This is a genomic window from Oxalicibacterium faecigallinarum (genome assembly GCF_014635705.1).
In the GTDB taxonomy this organism is placed as follows: domain Bacteria; phylum Pseudomonadota; class Gammaproteobacteria; order Burkholderiales; family Burkholderiaceae_D; genus Oxalicibacterium; species Oxalicibacterium faecigallinarum.
In genome coordinates, this window is record NZ_BMDI01000002.1 from 142,803 (window position 1) to 160,613 (window position 17,811).

Annotated in this window: 20 protein-coding genes; 9 read left to right on the forward strand and 11 right to left on the reverse strand. The window is 56.2% G+C overall.

Annotated elements, in window-relative coordinates; genetic code table 11:
• Positions 1–3 precede the first annotated feature (3 nt).
• Complete coding sequence (locus tag IEV29_RS10665; RefSeq protein WP_188381288.1) at positions 4–219, reverse strand: cysteine-rich CWC family protein; 216 nt, start codon at positions 217–219, stop codon at positions 4–6.
• Between the two features lie 146 nt (positions 220–365).
• On the opposite strand from IEV29_RS10665, the gene argB reads away from it, so the two are divergent.
• Positions 366–1,268: an acetylglutamate kinase gene (gene argB / locus IEV29_RS10670; protein WP_188381289.1), complete on the forward strand. Its 903-nt coding sequence runs from the start codon at positions 366–368 to the stop codon at positions 1,266–1,268.
• Positions 1,269–1,352: 84 nt separating this feature from the next.
• Here the strand turns inward: argB and IEV29_RS10675 are convergent, their stop codons facing one another.
• Genes IEV29_RS10675 through IEV29_RS10685 form a run of 3 tightly spaced genes read right to left on the reverse strand, consistent with a single transcriptional unit; the run spans position 1,353 to position 3,999 of the window.
• Positions 1,353–2,456 (reverse strand): hypothetical protein, encoded by a 1,104-nt coding sequence (locus IEV29_RS10675; protein ID WP_188381290.1) that lies wholly within the window; start codon positions 2,454–2,456, stop codon positions 1,353–1,355.
• A complete protein-coding gene (locus tag IEV29_RS10680) occupies positions 2,453–2,995 on the reverse strand; it encodes a GNAT family N-acetyltransferase (RefSeq protein ID WP_188381291.1) in 543 nt (180 codons plus the stop codon). The genes IEV29_RS10675 and IEV29_RS10680 overlap by 4 nt, the downstream gene beginning before the upstream one ends.
• Positions 2,996–3,024: 29 nt before the next feature.
• Positions 3,025–3,999, reverse strand: coding sequence for a TraB/GumN family protein (locus IEV29_RS10685; RefSeq protein ID WP_188381292.1), 975 nt, complete (start codon positions 3,997–3,999; stop codon positions 3,025–3,027).
• Positions 4,000–4,185: 186 nt separating this feature from the next.
• Between IEV29_RS10685 and IEV29_RS10690 the strand changes: the two genes are divergently transcribed.
• The 3 genes from IEV29_RS10690 to pabB all read left to right on the forward strand — a co-directional run bounded on the left by IEV29_RS10690 (position 4,186) and on the right by pabB (position 7,456).
• A complete protein-coding gene (locus IEV29_RS10690; RefSeq protein WP_188381293.1) occupies positions 4,186–4,923 on the forward strand; it encodes a pyrimidine 5'-nucleotidase in 738 nt (245 codons plus the stop codon).
• A 29-nt stretch (positions 4,924–4,952) separates the two neighbouring features.
• Positions 4,953–5,534: a nucleoid occlusion factor SlmA gene (slmA, locus tag IEV29_RS10695; RefSeq protein WP_188381294.1), complete on the forward strand. Its 582-nt coding sequence runs from the start codon at positions 4,953–4,955 to the stop codon at positions 5,532–5,534.
• Between the two features lie 83 nt (positions 5,535–5,617).
• Complete coding sequence (gene pabB, locus IEV29_RS10700) at positions 5,618–7,456, forward strand: aminodeoxychorismate synthase component I (protein WP_188381295.1); 1,839 nt, start codon at positions 5,618–5,620, stop codon at positions 7,454–7,456.
• 17 nt (positions 7,457–7,473) lie between these two features.
• Here the strand turns inward: pabB and IEV29_RS16370 are convergent, their stop codons facing one another.
• The 3 genes from IEV29_RS16370 to IEV29_RS10715 form a co-directional block, all read right to left on the reverse strand.
• Positions 7,474–8,784 (reverse strand): sensor histidine kinase, encoded by a 1,311-nt coding sequence (locus IEV29_RS16370; RefSeq protein ID WP_188381296.1) that lies wholly within the window; start codon positions 8,782–8,784, stop codon positions 7,474–7,476.
• Positions 8,777–9,496 carry a response regulator gene (locus IEV29_RS10710; protein WP_229726352.1) on the reverse strand — a complete coding sequence of 240 codons (720 nt, stop codon included), beginning with the start codon at positions 9,494–9,496 and terminating at the stop codon, positions 8,777–8,779. Before IEV29_RS10710 ends, IEV29_RS16370 begins: the two co-directional genes overlap by 8 nt.
• 117 nt (positions 9,497–9,613) lie before the next feature.
• Entirely contained in the window at positions 9,614–10,252 is a 639-nt protein-coding gene (locus tag IEV29_RS10715) for a Spy/CpxP family protein refolding chaperone (protein ID WP_188381297.1), read from the reverse strand.
• A 290-nt stretch (positions 10,253–10,542) separates the two neighbouring features.
• On the opposite strand from IEV29_RS10715, the gene IEV29_RS10720 reads away from it, so the two are divergent.
• Positions 10,543–11,337 (forward strand): type IV pili methyl-accepting chemotaxis transducer N-terminal domain-containing protein, encoded by a 795-nt coding sequence (locus IEV29_RS10720; RefSeq protein WP_188381298.1) that lies wholly within the window; start codon positions 10,543–10,545, stop codon positions 11,335–11,337.
• 21 nt (positions 11,338–11,358) lie between these two features.
• Here IEV29_RS10720 and IEV29_RS10725 read toward each other — a convergent pair whose 3' ends face one another.
• The 4 genes from IEV29_RS10725 to gpmA all read right to left on the reverse strand — a co-directional run bounded on the left by IEV29_RS10725 (position 11,359) and on the right by gpmA (position 15,863).
• Positions 11,359–12,108 carry a HesA/MoeB/ThiF family protein gene (locus IEV29_RS10725; protein ID WP_188381299.1) on the reverse strand — a complete coding sequence of 250 codons (750 nt, stop codon included), beginning with the start codon at positions 12,106–12,108 and terminating at the stop codon, positions 11,359–11,361.
• 106 nt (positions 12,109–12,214) lie between these two features.
• Positions 12,215–13,699 carry a S41 family peptidase gene (locus IEV29_RS10730; protein ID WP_188381300.1) on the reverse strand — a complete coding sequence of 495 codons (1,485 nt, stop codon included), beginning with the start codon at positions 13,697–13,699 and terminating at the stop codon, positions 12,215–12,217.
• A 2-nt stretch (positions 13,700–13,701) separates the two neighbouring features.
• Positions 13,702–15,105, reverse strand: coding sequence for a murein hydrolase activator EnvC family protein (locus IEV29_RS10735; RefSeq protein ID WP_188381816.1), 1,404 nt, complete (start codon positions 15,103–15,105; stop codon positions 13,702–13,704).
• Positions 15,106–15,146: 41 nt separating this feature from the next.
• Positions 15,147–15,863, reverse strand: a complete 717-nt coding sequence (gene gpmA / locus IEV29_RS10740) for a 2,3-diphosphoglycerate-dependent phosphoglycerate mutase (RefSeq protein ID WP_188381301.1) — start codon at positions 15,861–15,863, stop codon at positions 15,147–15,149.
• Between the two features lie 105 nt (positions 15,864–15,968).
• On the opposite strand from gpmA, the gene IEV29_RS10745 reads away from it, so the two are divergent.
• From IEV29_RS10745 to IEV29_RS10760, 4 genes are all read left to right on the forward strand, one after another.
• Positions 15,969–16,388: a rhodanese-like domain-containing protein gene (locus tag IEV29_RS10745; RefSeq protein ID WP_188381302.1), complete on the forward strand. Its 420-nt coding sequence runs from the start codon at positions 15,969–15,971 to the stop codon at positions 16,386–16,388.
• A complete protein-coding gene (gene grxC / locus IEV29_RS10750) occupies positions 16,385–16,648 on the forward strand; it encodes a glutaredoxin 3 (protein WP_188381303.1) in 264 nt (87 codons plus the stop codon). Before IEV29_RS10745 ends, grxC begins: the two co-directional genes overlap by 4 nt.
• 109 nt (positions 16,649–16,757) lie before the next feature.
• Positions 16,758–17,261, forward strand: a complete 504-nt coding sequence (secB, locus tag IEV29_RS10755) for a protein-export chaperone SecB (RefSeq protein ID WP_188381304.1) — start codon at positions 16,758–16,760, stop codon at positions 17,259–17,261.
• A 56-nt stretch (positions 17,262–17,317) separates the two neighbouring features.
• Complete coding sequence (locus IEV29_RS10760; RefSeq protein ID WP_188381305.1) at positions 17,318–17,755, forward strand: SH3 domain-containing protein; 438 nt, start codon at positions 17,318–17,320, stop codon at positions 17,753–17,755.
• Positions 17,756–17,811 lie beyond the last annotated feature (56 nt).

Here is a 17,811-nt window from a genome sequence, read left to right on the forward strand (position 1 = left end):
GTCTTACTTGCTCTCTGTCGGTACGGTAGCAGGACGGGTGGCGCGCAAGGCGCCAAGACATGCCTGACAAAGGCAGCTTTTTCCGGCCAGATTTTCACTGACGATTGTTGTATCCGCAGGCGGCTGGCGTGGCGAGTCCATGCACCAGCAGGCCGCCGGCTTGTCGGTATCGACCACACCGCAAAGAAAGGCGGTATGGCATTGCGGGCAAATACTCATGAGACAGGTGAATGGGTTGGGGGTGATGAGCGCGGCTTATGACTTTTGTGCAACATCGTCGCGCAATAATCGGTAATTTACCGCAGCGTACAGAAAACAATCGGCATTCCCTGTAAAATCGCGGGCATTGTTTTTCAGGACCTGACATGACCGATTCTACCGTTGATCTCACTGGCGTTTCACCGCAAAGCAAGGCGGAAATTCTGGCCGAAGCGCTGCCGTATATCCGCAAGTTTCACGGCAAAACGATTGTCGTCAAGTACGGCGGCAATGCGATGACCGAGGAGCACCTCAAACATGGTTTCGCACGCGACGTGATTCTGCTCAAGCTGGTTGGCATGAATCCGGTGGTCGTCCATGGTGGCGGTCCGCAGATCGATAACGCACTCAAGAAAATCGGCAAGCAAGGTACGTTCGTGCAGGGCATGCGTATCACCGATGAAGAAACGATGGAAGTGGTCGAGTGGGTTCTGGGGGGCGAGGTGCAGCAGGACATCGTCATGCTGATCAATCACTACGGCGGCCAGGCCGTTGGTCTGACTGGTAAGGACGGTGGTCTGATCCGTGCACGCAAGATGCAGATGCCGGACAAGGAAAAGCCAGGTCAATTTCTCGATATCGGTTTTGTCGGCGAGATCGAGGCGATCAATCCGGCGGTTGTCAAAGCCTTGCAGGACGATGCGTTCATTCCGATCATTTCGCCGATCGGCTTTGGCGATGATGGTCAGGCATACAACATCAATGCCGATCTGGTCGCAGGCAAGATTGCAGAAATCCTGAAAGCCGAAAAGCTGATCATGATGACCAATATTGCCGGCGTGCAGAACAAGGCGGGCGAATTGCTGACCGATCTGTCGGCGCGTGAAATTGACGAGATGTTTGCCGACGGCACGATTTCCGGTGGCATGTTGCCAAAGATTTCTTCGGCACTGGATGCGGCAAAATCCGGCGTCAATACCGTCCACATCATCGATGGCCGTATCGAACATTCGCTGCTGCTGGAAGTGCTGACCGAACAGGCTTTTGGCACGATGATCCGTTCGCACTAATTCAGCAAAGACTAGTTAAAGGCGCATCGGCCGCAAGGCGATGCGCTTTTTTATTTGATGTCGCGATGCCAGTATCAGCCGATGTCAGGGCGCATGCAAATCGATGGGCAGCAGGTCGTGTTGCTGCCATGTTCCACGCAGGCGATTGCCGTCCATGTGCAGTTGCATGCGGGCGATGATCTTGCCTTCGGGATCACGCTCATCCAGTTCAATCCGTTTGCCGTTGACGCGCCCATACAGATCAATGGCTTTGCGGTATTTGCTATAGAAGTAAGTGCCGGAAATCGAACTATCTTCGTGTCTTTCCAGCAGCATCACAACCGGTTGTTTCCCCAGATTGCCACGCAAGACTTGTCCGTAGACGTTATGGATATCGACAGTGCCTTCGTCTAGCAAAATGCTTTTTCCATAGGCCGTCATATACGGCCGCAGCGTGGCGTAGTGTAAAGGCAATTCGATATCGCCGACATCATCCAGTGCACGGCTGGCGTGGTTGCTGCAACGTCCGGCGTGGAGACTGGCGTGTTGCGGCAAAAAGCTCCATCTATAGTGAAATGCAGCGCGATCATCGCTTTGTTCGTGGATGCGTTCTGCACATTCCCTGTTCAGTTCCAGTCGCTCCTGCAAATCGGCAAGTTCGTCAGGATTGGGCGTCGATTTCCTCTGTTCTGCTTTGAATGTTTTTTGCAGGGCGGCAATCTGATTCCTGTACAAGCGCTGTTTTTCCCTGCGCATTTTTTCGGCGACCATGTGCATGCCGGAGGGCGTGAATAAATCCGTGTGATTCAGTTTGCGTCCTGTTTTCAGATCGAAGCTGTAGGCGACGCTATAGCTTTCGCAATACGCACCACAACCTTCTGCATCAAAACGCAAGGACAGGATGCGTCTGTCCAGTCGCACCAGTTCGAAATCCTGTTCGGCCAATCCATCCAGTCGCAGGTTGATGCTGTCGAGTGTGTCGGTTAGTTTTGCCGGTGCCAGGCCGTTGAGCTGCCCAATAAACAGTCTGTCATTGATGTCGGCAGCGACTGCCGCATCAGGCAGAGTGATGAATGGCATGCGCAATGAGCGTGGATAAAGCGGACCATCCTGCTGCTTATCAAGGATGGTGATGGGCACGACGCGTACGTCCGCGGCGTGGGCAATACCCCATGCAACGATCAAGATCAGCCAGAGCGAACGTATCATGCAAAGTCCCTATGCATCACAATGGCATCGGCATCGTGATGCGCAATACTGGAAAAGAAGTTGGGGAGTCGGATCGCTTCGGCATAACCTGCTTGCCGATAGATGCGATGTGCGCCGGTCCATTCGGCACTCAGCATCAGGGTCGAATGCCGTATTTGCGGCATGGCGCAGCGCACGTGTGCAAGACATTGCGTAAAGAATTGTCGTCCCATGCCATTGCCACGATGATGCGGATCGATGGTCATGGAGGATACATAGAGCCGGTTGCCGTCTGCGCGATGCACGTCACGAATATCGTGACCGACCGCAAAATTGTTTGCATCAATGCCAGCGTCGCGATCCCACAGCTCGGAACAGAAATAGCCGATCACCTCGCCGGCATCGCTTTCAAGCACCAGAAATCCTGCAGGAAAATGTTCTTGCCGGTGTTGCATGACGGCGCGACTTTCACGAATCGGCGCCGGAAAGCCATGCCTTTCCAGTTCCATGATGCGGTCGATATCCGTGCTGTGCGCCGGACGAATGGCGAGCGTTGTCATGTTGTTGATTCTGGGGTGTTGGTCGATTGTCAGTAGATTTTGGTGACACGATAGCCACGCTGTTTGAGCAGGGCGGGCACGCTGTTGTCACCGAGCAGGTGCAGGGTGCCAACCGCCATGAATATCTTTTGTTTGTTCCTGATTAATCTTTCGATGCCGTTTGCCATGTCGGGATTGCGTTCATTCAGCAAAACATTTTCCGTGAATCTGGCCGAGGCCGAATCTTCTTCCACCATCTGACGTTTCTGCAATTCCATCGCCGGGCCGTCGGCGCGAGACCATGCCTGAATCAGACTCACGCCTTTTTGTACGCCTGTACCGCTCTTCAAATCCTTGAGCGTGTCGAGCAGATACGCTTCCTGCTGCGCTGGCGTCATCCTGTCGAATAGCGCGAGCTGGTAATCGGCGGTCTCCAGTTCTAGTACGCTTTTTTTCTCTTGGGTGGCAATCGAGAGGAAATACTGCTCGATTCCCTGCTCGGCTGGATAACCGCTTTGCGCCATGGACTGGATGATCAGGACGTTGGCGATCATCCACGGTTTCATGGTCATGACCGCATCGAAGGGAACGCCTGCCTCGCGCAAACCATCCTTGAGCTTCTGCAGCGCATCATGCGAAAGTTGATTGCTCAGATTTTTGCCATCGCGATAGAAGGCGTACTCCTTCATGGCTTTCTGCAGTGCATCAACCTTGCGGATATCGACTTCGATCACCAGCGTATCCGCTTCGTGCAATGCCCGCATGACCTGTGGTTCCAGCGGATAAAAGCCGGTATGGCCGACATGGATCGTGCCAAACAGCCACGCGGAATGATTCTGATGGTCGATCCGGTACAACGTCCCGCGTAATGGGGCGACATTGCCGGTGACCTTGTTTTGACTGCTCGTGTTCTGAGTATGTGCATTCGGTGCCTGCGCCCACATGAATAGCGCGACCAGCACAGTGACAATCAGTGCAAAAAATCGTGTCCGAAAGAAGGCAGCCGAGTTACGTGTGAACGTCATGAAAGTCCTGATGAATGGGTTGGCGCAATCCGTTTTCTGTTCATTGAGCGTGGATGCGACGCCGGAATGCATGGATGCAAACAGTTATCTTACCTGTCCCGATTCGCCAGATGAAGTCGGATGAATCAATGGAGTAGGTAGAATGGTCGCCAAGTGGTGATTTTCCAGATTGATAGACGAATGACGATGCGACAAAAGGCAAAGCGGCTGACCTGGCTGTTCGATCTCGATAATACCTTGCACGATGCATCGCATGCGATTTTTCCCGCGATTCATCAAAACATGAATGTCTATATCGCCAAGGTGCTGCAGTCCTGCGGGTTGCCTTGCGATACCGCAGCGGTGGACGAGGCGCGGATCGGTTATTGGCAGCGCTATGGCGCGACCCTGCTTGGCATGGTGCATCACCATCAGGTCAAGGCGGATGATTTTTTGCGCGAAGCGCATCGTTTCGACAATCTGCACGACATGATCCGTGCCGAGCGTAATCTGGCGCGCATTCTGCATAAGCTGCCGGGCCGCAAGATTTTGTTGACGAATGCACCACGCATTTATTCGCATGATGTGATGCGTCATCTGGGCTTGCATCGACATTTTGCGCGGCATGTGCCGATTGAGGCGATGCGCGTACATGGTCGTTTGCGTCCCAAGCCATCGAAGTTGATGCTGAAAAAACTCATGGCGGCCGAGGGATTGAGGCCACGGGATTGCATCCTGATTGAAGATACGGTTGAAAATCTGAAGGGCGCGAAAACGCTGGGTTTGCGGACGGCCTGGATCACGCAGTATCTGAGCATGGATTCCAGCCGACAGGCGATTGCGGGCGTGCGCGCAACAACCAAAAGCACAAAACGCCCAATTTACGTCGATGTCAAAGTAAAATCCGTTGGGCAACTATTCAGACAGTTGCACCGATTGCGTTAGTTCGATTGCTTATCTTTCTATAAAAATTCATGGCAACCACAAAAACTGGCGAACGCAAGCTCCAGATCCTGCAGATGTTGGCAACGATGCTGGAACAGCCTAAGGGGGAGAAGATCACGACCGCGGCACTGGCGGCACGTCTGGACGTGTCGGAGGCCGCCTTGTATCGGCATTTCGCCAGCAAGGCGCAGATGTTCGAGGGACTGATCGAGTTCATCGAATCCACGGTATTTGGTCTGATCAACAAAATCACCGAGCAGGAAGACAATGGTCTGGCGCAGGTACAGGCCACGGTCGTCATGCTGCTCAACTTTGCCGAACGTAATCCGGGCATGACGCGTGTAATGATCGGTGATGCGCTCGTCAACGAGGATGACCGCTTGCAGGCACGCATGAACCAGTTTGTGGAACGGGTTGAGCTGGCTGTGAAGCAATCGCTGCGTATCGCCGCCAGCCAGCAACAAACCGCGCCAGGCGATGTGGAGATTGCCTTGCGTGCCAATCTGATCGTCAGTGCAGTTGTCGGGCATTGGCAGCGCTACGCCAAGACCGGCTTTGCACACAACCCTTCCGTCAATGTGCAGGGGCAGATCGCCATCTTGCTGAGCTGATCGGTTGGCACGGCGATGCTGCCCGCTGTGCGTGCGGGCGACGTACAATAGCGTCTGATCAGCCTGCTGGCGTCTTTTTTCTCATGTTTTTTCCTGCCGATTCTGCCGACGCCTGTTTCGCATTGCTGGATGATTGCAATGCGGATGCGGACACGCCACGTTCCCGCCTGTACTCCCGCTATGTCGGCAAACTGACCTGCACGGGTGTGGCGCAGTTTGCGGATTTCCTTGATGCCTTGCAGCAGGCCTTGTCGCATGGCCGATTTGCCGTCGCCGTTTTCAATTACGAGCTGGGCGCGGTCATGCATGGCATCGCACCACAGGCGACGGGTTCTGCACTTGCCAGTGTTCTTCTGTTTGAACGGTGTGAGCGACTGGATTCACAGGCTGTCACAAAATGGCTGGTCGAGGCGACTGCTGGAGAATCACAAGCCGCCGGCATCGCCAATCTGCATGCCGATATCGATCAGGCGGCTTTTGATGAGGCAATGCAGCGGATTCATGCCTATATCGAGGCGGGCGACACCTACCAGGTCAACTACACCTATCGTTTGCGCTTCGATGCATTTGGTTCGCTCGCAGCATTGTATGCACGTTTGCGCGCACGTCAGCCGGTGCCGTATGGCGCGCTGATCGGCATGCCGGATGGTGCCGGCATTTTGTCCTTGTCGCCCGAATTGTTCGTGCGCCATGATGCGGGACGACTGACGGTGCAGCCGATGAAGGGCACAGCTGCCGCAACGGGTGATGTCGTACAGGATGGGGCGACCGCGCAGACGCTTGCACAGGATGTGAAGAATCGGGCTGAGAACCTGATGATCGTGGATCTGCTGCGTAATGATCTCGGTCGTGTTGCGGAGGTCGGTTCCGTACAGGTCGAGCGACTTTTCGAAGTGCAGCGTTATCAAAGCGTGTTGCAGATGACATCCACCGTGCATGCCGCTTTACGCGGCGATGCGACTTTGGCGAATCTGTTTGCCGCACTTTATCCTTGCGGATCGATTACAGGCGCGCCCAAGCGTCGCACCATGCAGATCATTCGGGAGCTGGAAGCCAGTCCCCGTGGTGTTTACACCGGCGCGATTGGCTGGTTCGATCCCGTGACATCTTCGGCAATGGCCAGTTTCTGTCTGTCAGTGCCGATTCGAACTTTGGAACTGCAAGCGCCGGTTCATGGTGTCAGGCACGGAGAAATGGGTGTCGGTGCGGGTATCGTGCATGATAGTGTGGCGGCTGATGAATACGCGGAATGTCTGCTCAAGGCTCGCTTTCTGACAGGGCTGCCGACAGACTTTCAGCTGTTTGAAACCATGCGAAGTGTCGGTACCAACGTGCCGCATCTGACGCGACATCTGCAGCGGTTGCAAGCGTCGGCAAACTACTTCGGTTTCGTCTTTGATGAAACGCGTATTCGTGCAGAAGTGATGCAGCAGTGTGCCGATTTTGCCGAGGGGGCCTTGCATCGTGTACGTCTGGCATTGTCGCAAGATGGCAGGCTGGAGATCGGCTGGGCGCCGTTGGCACCTCTGTCTTATCCCGTCAAATTGATGTTGTCGGCGGAGGTAACCGATGCGGATGACCTGTTCTCGCGACACAAGACCACGGTCAGAGCGCACTACGACAAGGCATGGCGCGAGGCGGAAGCGTATGGTGCGTTCGATCAGTTGTTCTTCAATACAGAAGGCGCATTGACTGAGGGCGGGCGCAGCAGCGTGTTCCTGCGCTTGCGCGGCAAATGGGTGACACCGCCTTTGCGTGATGGCTTGCTGCCCGGTGTCATGCGTGCCATCGTCTTGGAGGATCCCGCATGGCAGGCTACCGAACAAACCTTGACGCGAGAAGACCTCCTGCAGGCGGAAGAAATCATGGTGTGCAATGCCTTGCGCGGCGTGATGCCTGCCATCTTGCAGAAAGACGGCTGAGTACAGTCTTTCTGCGCCTAGGCTGGCAAGGTCACTTCAAAGCAACTGCCCGGCTCATCCCGACCGACGCAGATCACTTCGCCACCATGGCGACGCGCAATCTGACGAACCAGACTCAGGCCCAGGCCAACGCCCCCTTCGCGCTCGCTGGCACCTGACAGGCGATAGAAAGGTTCGAAGATGTTTTCGCGTTCGCCTGCCGGCACGCCGGGACCGCCATCACACACCTGCAATACGATCTTGTTGCCGGCAGCGCGGGTAAGACGCACGTTGATCGGCGTGCCATTGCCATAACGCCGTGCATTCTCCAGCAGGTTGCGCACCATGCGTCGCAACAGACGTGCATCGCCTGGCAATTCCAGTGTGTCGCTATCCAGTTCTGCATCGAATTCGGCTGAAATACGCGCGCATTCCTCGGCAACCAGTGCGGTCAGATCCACTGGCGTAAAGGCTTGTGCGGTATCGGCTGTGGCGTCGAGGCGGCTGGCTAGCAGAATTTCATCGATCAACTGATCCAGTTCGGCAATGTTGCGTTTGAGTTCATCACGGATTTCCGGCTGAGCATCGGAAGCCGTCAGTTCGACCGCCATGCGAATGCGTGCCAGCGGCGAGCGTAGTTCATGCGAAGCGTTGGCCAGCAGAGTCTTTTGCGCATTGACCAAGGCTTCAATGCGCGTCGCAGAGCGATTGAAGCTGGCGGCCAGGCTGGCAACTTCATCGCGTCCTTCAACAGCGATACGTGTGGAAAGCTGACCGGCGCCGAGCGCTTCGACACTGGTTTGCAGGCGCTCAAGCCGGCGTGTCAGGCGACGAACGATCGGGTAACAGCCAATGCCGATCACCAGACCGATCAGTGCCAGCGTCGTGACAAAGCCGAAAGGTGGTGGGCGACGACGACCTTCGCCGCGTTCCGAGCGTTCACCGACCAGCCAGCGACCGTCAGGCAGTTTCACAGCATAAAAAGGTGGTGTGCCGCCTAGCCAGCCACTCGTTGTCTGTTCATCGTCGAGCGGCGGCAATGGTTTGCCGATGGAGGCAATTACTTCGCGTTCGGCAGAATACAGCGTGAGGTCGGCACGCATGCGCGATTGCCACCGACGCAATGCACGATACTGTTCTTCGTTGGTGGCGTAAGCGGGCGGCAGCACATCGGCAGCAATGGCCGCAAAGGATTCGAGGCTTGGGCCGATCTGACGATACTCGGCGTTCCAGCGCCATGCAGTCACAACCAGCAGGCCGCCAATGACCAGACTGATGATGACCGCCAGATAGATGCGGACATACAAGCGGTTCGGCCATGCAAACCAGCTTTTCTTTGCGTCAGACATCTTGTGCTTTTGCGAAAACGTAACCCGCACCGCGTACGGTGATGATGCGCTTTGGCTGCTTCGGGTCATCTTCAATGGCAGCGCGCAGGCGACCAATATGGACGTCAATGGAGCGATCAAACGCTTCTAGGGGTTCACCTTTGACCATATCCATCAATTGTTCGCGCGAGAGCACGCGTCCGGCGCGTTCGGCCATCGCGGCCAGCAGATTGAACTGATAGGCAGTGACAGGGCGCTCCTGATCGTCCAGCCGCAGCATGCGTGCATCCAGATCCACTTCCAATCGGCCAAAGCGCAGGACGCGATCTTCCGATGACGGAATGCCACCTTGCTGACGACGCAGTACGGCGCGCAGACGGGCCAGCAGTTCACGTGGTTCAAATGGCTTGGGTACGTAATCATCGGCGCCTAGTTCAAGGCCGACGACGCGATCCATCGGATCACCTTTTGCAGTTAGCATGACGATCGGTATGGCATTCAGTGGCGGTGCAAAGGCGCGAATCTGGCGGCAGACATCCAGACCATCGGCATCCGGCAGCATGAGGTCCAGCAAGACGATCGAGAATGCCTGGCTGTCGCCATGACGTAGTTTGTCGAGACCGGCTGCTGCGGTGTCGCAATGCTGTACATCGAAGCCATTCTGGCGCAGATAAGTCGCGACCATGGTGGCAAGCCGCTGGTCATCTTCGATCATGAGGAGATGTTGTGTCATGTGCGTAGTGTGTCGATTTGCGTGCGTATCTGCAAGTGCGAGGGCGACCGAACGGATTTCTCCGTGTCGATCGCCTCGTTCAAGTCAACTTGCCTTGATGCTGCCTGATCGCCGGTGTTAAGGCGCTTTTGGTGCAGCTGGCGGTGCTTGGTCGGAACCCGGTTTGAACTTGCCGCCATGACGCAGGCCGTGCTCACCAAAATGCTTGCGATGTTTTTTCATCTGCTCGGCCGCCTTGACGCGTTGTGCTGGCGTCAGGACTTCGGCAGCATCGGTGAATGCCTTGGTGACAATGCGCGAACGCTGATCCGCGAGTTGTTGTTCGGCTGCACGTGCCTTTTCAATTGCCGCACGATCAATCGTTGGTGCCGACAACAGCTTCATGCGCTGTTCACGTGCATCACGGGCTTTTTCATGCAGCGGATGCAGCTCTTTAAAAGCGGATTGCGATATCGCTTTCAGTTTGGTTTTCTGCTCTGCCGAGGCGTCCGGCACCAGACGCTCGAGCATGCGATCAAAGCGCTTCTCTGCCTTTTCCGGGCTCATGCGTTCATCTCTATCACCATGACGCTCCTGTTTTTGCTGCGCCGTCGGCACAGGCTTTTGATCTACCTGTGCATGACTGACACCGATCAGCGACATGCTGCCGACGATGGCAGCGGTTGCGCCGGCGATCAGAAGGCGGCGACCGCGCGCGGAGGCGGAAGTCTGGTCTGCAATGGTGACGGCGTTGTTGCGTGCTTGTTGGTTGTTCATGTGAACTCCTTTCAGTGGTGCCCGCTAAGTGGTGCTGGCATGGTGTCACTGTAGGCGTCCACTGTTGCGTGATCGCTTTGACGCGGTAAAGTAATGTAAAGCGGCGTTCTGTCGTTGGTCGGTGCAGGTTTGCCAACTTTCGCACCGGAATGGGCTTGCGCCAACGGCGTTCGACGGATTACCTGTATTGCTTATTGGTATGTTTTTTGCTGCAAAGTGCGGTGCTGACGGACCCGTGCAGTGTGCCGGTAGGTGTCAGTTCCGATCGCATGTTGAGCAAGGACATTTCCATGGACAGGCGCCATTTTCTTCATATGACCGCAGCAGGCGGATCTCTGCTGATACTGGGCCCGGCATGGGCACAGGTTGGCCACATCAACGATGCCATCAACAAATCGGGGCGCCAGCGCATGCTGTCGCAACGCATGGCGAAGAGCTATTTGCAGATCGGACAGGCGATTGATCAGCCACGCTCCGACAAGATCTTTACCGACTCCATCAGTCTGTTCGAGCGCCAGTTGAATGAGTTGCAGAATTTTGCACCCAACGCAGAGAACAAGGCGACGCTGGCCGAGCTGCGCAAGGCCTGGCTGGGTTACCGCGAAGTGCTGCTGACCGGCAAACCCAACGCGCGTGACGCCAGGTCTGTCATGGCGCTCAGTGAGGAAGTGCTGGTGCTTGCACATGCGTCGACAACACAGCTGGAAGCAGTCTCCGGCACGGCAGCCGGTCATCTGGTCAATGTGGCGGGGCGTCAGCGCATGCTGTCGCAGCGCATGGCCAAGTTTTATCAGGCGGTCAGCTGGGGCGTGGCACCGACAGATGCGCTGGGAAAACTGGCCCAGTCGCGCACCGAGTTTTTGACGGCAATGAAGGAATTGTCGGATTCGCCCAAGAACACTCGGACGATCGCTTCAGAGCTCGAGCTGGCGCAGCAGCAGTGGTTCTTCTTCGATCAGGCATTACGTTCGAGCGCCACCACCGTCGAAAGCAAGAAGCGCTTTGCCACCAATGTGGCGACGACCAGTGAGCGCATTCTGGAAACCATGGATCGCATTACCGGCATGTACGAACAGGTCGGTTAACGTCCTGTCTGAGCGCCTGGTCTAGTGCGCCTTGCCGCACACGGCGCAGCCTGGATTGCGTGCAACCTTGATGCTGCTCCAGTCCATGGAGCGCGCATCCAGCAGTAGCAACCGCCCGGCCAGCGATTCGCCGATGCCGGCAATCAGTCGCAACGCTTCGGCGGCCTGCATGCTGCCAATGATGCCGACCAGCGGTGCGAAAACACCCATCGTGCCGCAGTTGATTTCATCGAATTGCTGATCTTCCGGAAACAGGCACGAGTAGCATGGCGTATCAGTGCGGGAATCGAATACGCTGATCTGACCATCGAAGCGAATTGCAGCACCGGAAACCAGTGGCACGCGATGTGCGACACAGGCGCGATTGACGGCATGGCGCGTGGCAAAGTTGTCGCTGCAATCGAGTACGACCGACGCTTGCGCGACCAGCTCGGACAAGCGCGCTCCTTCCACTCTTTCGTTGAGTGCGATGACACGCACATCCGGATTGATCTGCGCCAGCGCTTCCTTGCCGGAGTCCACCTTGTTCTGGCCGACACGCGACGTCGTGTGCAGAATTTGCCGTTGCAGATTGGTCAGATCAACCGTGTCGTTATCCACCAGCGTCAGCGTGCCGACACCGGCTGACGCGAGATAGAGCGCAGCAGGCGAGCCGAGGCCGCCGGCACCGATGATCAGGGCGTGACCGGCCAGCAGTTTTTCCTGTCCTTCGATGTCGATCTCATCAAGCAGGATATGACGTGAATAGCGGAGCAGCTGTTGGTCGTTCATGACATGTTCATTCAGGGTAATGCTTCAACATACGTGCGGGCAATGAATGCCTGTGTGCCTATTAAAAAAGCCGCATCACTGCGGCTTTTTTACGGGCGAAACCGCCTTATTTCTTGTCGCCCGGTTTTTCACCATTCTTCTCACCGGCTTTCGGCTCGTTGATGGTTGGTTCCTTCTTGTTTTCTACCTTGGCCGATTTCGACAGCGTGACTGGCAGACCCTTCAACTGATTCAGTGCCTGTTGCAACTGGAAGTCATCCTTGCTGCCGAATTCCAGCGGTTTGCGTTTCTTCTCCAATGCGATCAGACGCTGCTCTTCTTCCAGCTCATCCACGGTATTGGCATGCACTTCAGGCGACTTGTCCTTGTCGTTCATCAGATGCTTTTGCAGATCGGCTTCACGCAGACGCAGACCATTGAGGCCGTCGCCTTCTGCTGTTTCATCGACCAGCATGTCCGGCACGATGCCGCGCGCCTGAATCGAGCGGCCGCTTGGCGTGTAATAACGTGCGGTCGTCAGCTTGACGGCGGTATCGGCCGACAATTGACGGATCGTCTGTACCGAGCCTTTGCCAAAGGTTTGCGTACCCATGATGATGGCGCGTTTGTGATCCTGCAGCGCGCCAGCCACGATCTCGGAAGCCGACGCCGAACCGGAGTTGACCAGAACGACCATCGGGATTTTCTTCAGCGCTTCCGGCAGTTTGGCCAGCGGATCACCGACGGCACGCGTCGCGTAGAACTCGCGACGTGCATAGAAGGTTTGCTTCGAGTCCGGCAACTGACCATTGGTCGACGTGATCACGACATCCTTCGGCAGGAACGCCGCCGATACGCCGATGGCGCCCGGCAAGACGCCACCCGGATCGTTACGCAGATCGAGCACCAGACCTTTCAGGTTTGGATCTTCCGCATAGAGAGCGGCGATCTTCTTGGCCATGTCATCCACGGTCGGTTCCTGGAACTGGGCGATACGCAGCCATGCATAGCCGGGTTCGACAATCTTGGACTTGACGCTCTGTACGCGGATTTCCTGGCGCGTGATGGTCACGATCACAGGCTTGTCTTCATCCTTGCGGGCGATGGTCAGGGTGATCTTGGTGTTGGGTTCGCCGCGCATGCGCTTGACGGCTTCGTCCAGCGTCATGCCTTTGACCGGCGTGGAATCGAGACGCGTGATCAGATCGCCGGCCTTGACGCCTGCCTTGTGGGCTGGCGAATCCTCGATCGGCGAGATCACTTTGACGTAGCCGTCTTCCATGCCGACTTCGATGCCGAGGCCGACAAACTTGCCTTGCGTGCCTTCACGCAGTTCCTTGAAGGCTTTCTTGTCGAGATAGGCAGAGTGCGGATCGAGTGAGGAGACCATGCCGGAGATGGCTTCGGTCAACAGCTTCTTGTCTTCTACGGGCTCGACGTAATCCGATTTGATCAGGCCGAACACATCGGCTAGCTGACGCAATTCTTCAAGCGGTAACGGTGAACCGGCGGTGTTCTTTTGTGCAACCGCGTCGAGCTGAGTGCCCATGCCGATTGCGCCGGCGATCATGCCCAGACCAACCAAAGCGATATTTTTGAGTTTCGTTCCCATGTTCACCTGATAGTTACCCACCCGAGCGGGTCAAACGCGCGACCCTGATGTCGCATTTCGAAGTATAAACCTGATTGATCGTTGCCGCCGCTATTGCCTGTGCTGGCAATGATATCGCCCGATTTGACTATGTCTCCCGGCCGTTTCAGAACCGACTGATTATTGCCATAAATCGTCATGTACTGACTGCCATGATCGACGATGATCAGATTGCCAAAACCGCGCAACCAGTCGGCAAACACGACCCGGCCGCCGGCAATTGCTTTGACTTCCGTTCCTTCGGGTGCGCGGATGAACAGGCCTTTCCAGGTCGGGCCATCGCCGCGCTTGCTGCCATAGCGTGCGGTCAGGTCGCCGGCAATTGGCAGGCGCAGCTTCCCGCGAAGGGCGGCGAAAGCGCCATCCGGCATGCCCGGCTGCGGTGTCAGACTGTTACGCGCCACGCTTTGTGCCGGTGGTGGCTCGTCATCCTCGATGGCATCCGGATTGCGCATGCGGTTGCTGGCGCTGCCCGATGGCGGTGTTTTGCCTGCTTGTGCTGCTGCGGCGGCTGCCGCACGACGCTCGCGTTCTGCCTTGGCGCGTGCCAGTTGTTCCTGACGACGTTTCTCCGCAGCAGCGGCTTCGGCCTTGCGTTGTTCTTCTATCAGCACATTGAGTCGATTGACCAGCGTGCCAAGGCGACGATCATCGCGCTCGATATTGCCGACTTCTTTACGCTGACTGGCCAGTTTGCTGGAAAGTTGTGCCAGCAGGTTGGCGCGTTGCGCTTTTTCCTTTTGCAGCACCGCATGTTGTTCGCGCGCTTCCGCGGCGATTTCATCCAGTTCCGCCTTGGCGTTCTGGATGTCTTCCTGATTTTCTTCCAGCGTTTTCAGGTTGGCGCGCAAGGACTCGATGAGCGCGGCCTGGGCACGCGACACGTAGCCCATGTATTGCAACTCGCGGTTGATGCGGTTCGGGTTGTCGCCCGAAAGCAGCAGTTTGATGCGATCCTCGTTGCCGGCGACGTAATGATCGCGCAGCAGTTTGGCCAATTGATTCTGCTGTGTATGGACGACTTTCTCCAAGGCCGCCATCTTCCGGGCCAACTCTGCCAGCTTGGCTTCCGTATCGCGTTGTTCGCTAGCGAGATCACGCAGATTGCGTTTGGCATCGGAAATGGCTGCCTCGGATTCGGACAGGGCATCGGCCGCGGTGCTTTTCGCGCTTTCGGTACGATCGATATCCCTTTTCAGCGTACTCAGCTTGCGGCGCAGTTCGGCACGCTCGGATTCCGCAGCCTGCTTCTGCTTGCTGCGGTCGGTCTGTTTTTGCGCATGTGCTAAAGGCCCCGCCAGCAGCGTGGCAGCGCACAAGCCGGCGACAGCAAAACGCAGCAGACCCTTGTGATCGATGATGGACATGCGACGGAAGAGGCGGGTGGGCAGCAAGACGAACGGCACGTTTATTTCGAATGCGCAGTGGCGCCCTCATCGCCGAGATAGTAATGACGAATCGGCTTCAGATCGGCATCCAGCTCGTACACGATCGGGCGGCCGTTTGGAATATTCAATGTGATGATGTCCTGATCGTTGATCTCGTCCAGCATTTTGATCAGCGCGCGCAGACTGTTGCCATGGGCTGAAATGATGATATTGCGGCCGGCACGGATTTGCGGCGCGATTGTGTCATTCCAGTAGGGAACAACGCGTTCCACCGTATCCTTCAGGCATTCGCCGAGTGGAATTTCTTCACGCTTCAGACCGACGTAGCGTGGATCGCCATAGGACGTGCGTTCGTCATTTTCCTCCAGCAGGCTAGGCGGAATGTCAAAACTGCGACGCCACTGCATGACTTTGTCCTGACCGTATTTTTCCGCGGTCTCTGCCTTGTTCATGCCTTGCAAGGCGCCGTAGTGACGCTCGTTGAGGTGCCAGTCGCAGACAATCGGAATCCACATCAAATCCATTTCGTCCAGCGTGATCCACAGCGTGCGGATCGCACGTTTGAGCATGGAAGAGTAGGCAAGGTCAAAGGTAAAACCGGCCTCACGCAGCAGGACCCCTGCCTTTTTTGCTTCAGCGCAACCTTTTTCGGTCAGGTCAACGTCGGCCCAGCCTGTGAAACGGTTTTCGAGATTCCATGTGGACTCGCCATGGCGCATCAATACGATTTTGTACATGAGTCAGATAGGTGGTAATGAGTTTTTGATGCAAAATGCCGAATCCGGATCGGTTTCGGCCGTCTATTTTATAATGCGAACATTCTTTCTACCCACTGGAACGCTGTGAATTTCTTTTCTGACATCAATAATCTGGTCCTTTTGGCGATTGTCTTCCTGTCTGGCGGTGCATTGGTTGCGCATACCTTGCGACAGGTCGGTGCAAAGGTTTCTCCTTTGCAAGCTACCCAACTGCTCAATCAGAACAAGGGCTTTATCCTTGACGTGCGTAGCGAAGAAGAGTTCGCTGCCGGACATATCAAAGATGCAAAAAATATTCCTTTGTCGGCATTGAAAGAGCGCGTCGGCGAGTTGGACAAGGCCAAGGGCCGCACGGTTGTGACGGTGTGCGACCGGGGCTTGCAATCAAACAAGGCGGCCTCACTTTTGGGTAAAGAAGGCTTTGAAAGCAGCAGCCTTCTGGGCGGAATGGAAGCATGGCGGGCCGCCGGCCTGCCGGTCAGCAAGAAGAAGGAGGCAGCATGACAGCCACGGTAACGATGTACAGCACGGGCGTTTGCCCTTATTGTGTGATGGCAGAGCGTCTGCTGAAGGCAAAAGGCATCGACGACGTCCAGAAAATCCGTGTCGATCTCGATCCGCAGCAACGCGCCTTGATGATGGAGAAAACCGGTCGTCGTACCGTGCCGCAGATTTATATCGGCGACACCCATGTAGGTGGCTTTGACGATCTCAACGCGCTGGAGCGCGCAGGCAAGCTGGATAGCCTGCTGCAAGGTGCCTGATACGCGAAAGATCAGGTCGAAGAATCAGGCAGCATCCAAGGTTTGGCAATACTCAGGCGGACGTATGTCCGCCTTCCTTTTAATCACAATCATTATTTGAAAGAGCTTCATGGCTGACGAAAATCTCCAACCCGTATTCCAGATTCAACGTGTTTATCTGAAAGACCTGTCGCTGGAACAACCAAATTCTCCGGAAATTTTCCTCGAGCAGGAAGCGCCAGCTATCGAAGTGGCCGTGGATGTGGGTGCACGCCCATTGGCAGAAGGCATTTTTGAATCGACCGTGACGATCACGGTGACTGCCAAGGTCAAGGAAAAAACCGCGTTTCTGGTGGAAGGCAAGCAGGCTGGTATTTTCGAAATCCGTAACATTCCGGATGAGCAGTTCGACCCGTTGCTCGGCATCGGTTGCCCGAACGTGATCTATCCGTACCTGCGCGCTAACATCGCCGACATGATCACGCGTGCCGGCTTCCCGCCTGTGCATCTGAGCGAGATCAATTTCGAACTGTTCTACCAACAGCGTCTGCAGGCATTTGCCGAACAGCAAAAAGAAGCAGGCGCCGGTCTGGTGATGGCGGACGGTTCGACGGCATCGACCGCCAAACACTAATGCAACGCGGCGTGTGCAATCCGCCGCATTCTGTTTTTCCCTGCAGCAGGGCAGCCATGCTACGTGTGGTTGCCCTGTTTGTCTGCTGGCTGCTCCATGGCACGGCTCAGGCGGCGGAGTACAAGTCCGTCGGTAGTGAGGCGGCGATTCTCTACAATGCCCCGACCGAGCGTGCGCGCAAGGTGTTCATCGCGCCGCGCGGCATGCCGGTCGAGCTGATCCTCAATCAGGAAGGCTGGAGCAAGATCCGCGACGCCGACGGCGACTTGTCTTGGGTGCAAAGTGGCGCCTTGTCGGACAGACGAACGGTGGTGGTGACCGCCGTTAGAGCCAGTGTGCTGTCTGCCAATGCCGATGCAGCACCGATTGTGGCAACCGCTGACAAAGGCGTACTGTTTGCGATGCAGGCACCAGCGTCCGGCGGATGGGTCAAGGTCATGCATGAGGATGGCACCGGCGGTTATGTGCGTACGGCCGAAGTCTGGGGCGACTAGAATGCGCGGTAGACATCCCATGATCGAATCATCGTTTTTCTTCTGTGAGTAGAATC